Source organism: Bacillus sp. GMa5/1, assembly GCF_050172015.1.
GTDB lineage: Bacteria > Bacillota > Bacilli > Bacillales > Bacillaceae_G > Bacillus_A > Bacillus_A cereus.
In genome coordinates this window covers 1-1,601 of record NZ_JBNLYC010000381.1, presented here as the reverse complement: position 1 = coordinate 1,601, position 1,601 = coordinate 1, and the positions used below count along the sequence as shown (strand labels likewise).

The window sequence follows — 1,601 nt, the reverse complement described above, 5'->3', positions numbered from 1 at the left end:
CCTTTCGTGATATCGAATTTAACCATGTCTTGTCCTTCACCGTATTCTACGATTGCAGCACCGATCGGTACATTGATTGTGTTTGATTTAGCCATAATTATTACCCCCTGATAGTTAGTTGAAAGTTTAGCGAAAAGATAGGACGTTTCGCTTCGTCCGTTCCCGTCCATATCGGTTGGGATTGTAATGCTTGTATTTTCGAGACCGACCAATCGCCGATCATAACGTCTTTTTTATACTTGAATTCTTCGTACAACTCGTACGCTTTCGTTTCTGCCGTTGCTACATCGCCAACGTTCCCACGCACAAGGAATTGTAGTGTCGGCTGCCGTACGCCCGTCTCTCGTGTAGGCATTCCGCCATGTAGTACGATTAAGACGCATTCGTCTTTCGACTTCGTTGGATATGTGTAGGCGTAGTATGTATTCGGTATGATCGGTTTAACGTAAGTCATAACGTCTTGTGCACGCATACTACCTCAATCCTTTCTGAACACCTTCGCCCAACCACTGTAAGTACTTTTGTGACTCCCCTTTAAGTGGTCGCTCTAAATACTTACTACCGACCGCATAACCGTTAAAAGATCCCGTAGAACTCGGCGTATACGACCATTCGTGCATGGCTATTGCGTAATTAAAATTACCGCGTCCGAATGCCGAGAACGAAACTTCTCCGATTACTTGATCGCCTTGTTGTTTGACGGTCTTTTTATGTGATTTACGTAGACTGCTCGTATCGATAGGCGCAATATTTGACGAGATCCTAGCGAGATCATCTACGCAATCCTGCATAGCTTGTTTAGTCGAATGTTTAACGTCGTTTGCGATCCGATTCATATTTCCGTCGAAGCTGCTAAAATCGATTGTGAATCCTGCCATTAAATAAACACCACCGTCAGCAACGGCTTACCTGTGAAATCCCGCTGAATTGTAATGTTCTTCGGATTACCTTTGTAAATCGTTCCTGCTTCGTTGACGTACTCAATTTCATCTTCGTAACCGATATCAGCTAGCTTGTCTAGCAATAATTTCAGATCGACAACGATCGTTGCGCCGTGCATTTGACTATTTCGATCCGTTGTGGTGTGCGACCCCTCGACCGCACGACATGTAAGTTCGGTTTCTTCGATCCCTTCGGGTTTTCCCCACATGTCGAGATCTCCGACCGCTCTTCGTCTAGTGACTGTTTGTTTTAATGGTACGATTGCCATTACGTAAGCCACCCCACATTACGACCCGATACGTGTAGATCGTCGTTTACTTCTTCAATAAGCTCTACTACACTATCAGGAATAAGATCTTTTAGTGGCTGCCCTACCGCACTAGATACATTGTTTTCTTTGAACGTGAAAGAACCTACGCCCGTAACACTGAATGACGCAATACCATGCTGCTGCATTTTGTTCGTGTCGTTGTAAACGATAGCTAAATACGCCGCGAATTCGTATATTGCGTTATCAGGGATTGTATTACCCCTGAATTTTTTCTTTAGCGTTCTATCTGCCGCATTCATAAGACGAACTTTTTTGTCGTCGTCAGCGTCGTGCCAGTCCTCATTGCTGATTACGTAAGCATCGATGTGCTCCGTTGCTTCTGCAATTC

4 protein-coding genes are annotated in these 1,601 nt (G+C 44.6%); all 4 read right to left on the bottom strand.

Annotated features, from left to right (window positions below; genetic code table 11):
* Positions 1-100 precede the first annotated feature (100 nt).
* From ACQGSG_RS28805 to ACQGSG_RS28790, 4 genes are read right to left on the bottom strand one after another with little or no spacing between them, the layout of a single operon-like run.
* The gene (locus ACQGSG_RS28805) at positions 101-472 is read right to left on the bottom strand and encodes a minor capsid protein (protein ID WP_098926377.1); all 372 of its coding nucleotides are present in this window, start codon (positions 470-472) and stop codon (positions 101-103) included.
* Between the two features lies 1 nt (position 473).
* A complete protein-coding gene (locus ACQGSG_RS28800) occupies positions 474-878 on the bottom strand; it encodes a hypothetical protein (protein WP_098501932.1) in 405 nt (134 codons plus the stop codon).
* Positions 878-1,210 (bottom strand): hypothetical protein, encoded by a 333-nt coding sequence (locus ACQGSG_RS28795; RefSeq protein ID WP_098605407.1) that lies wholly within the window; start codon positions 1,208-1,210, stop codon positions 878-880. The genes ACQGSG_RS28800 and ACQGSG_RS28795 overlap by 1 nt, the downstream gene beginning before the upstream one ends.
* On the bottom strand, positions 1,210-1,599 hold the full coding sequence (locus ACQGSG_RS28790; protein WP_426948717.1) for a hypothetical protein: 390 nt from the start codon (positions 1,597-1,599) through the stop codon (positions 1,210-1,212). Before ACQGSG_RS28790 ends, ACQGSG_RS28795 begins: the two co-directional genes overlap by 1 nt.
* Positions 1,600-1,601 lie beyond the last annotated feature (2 nt).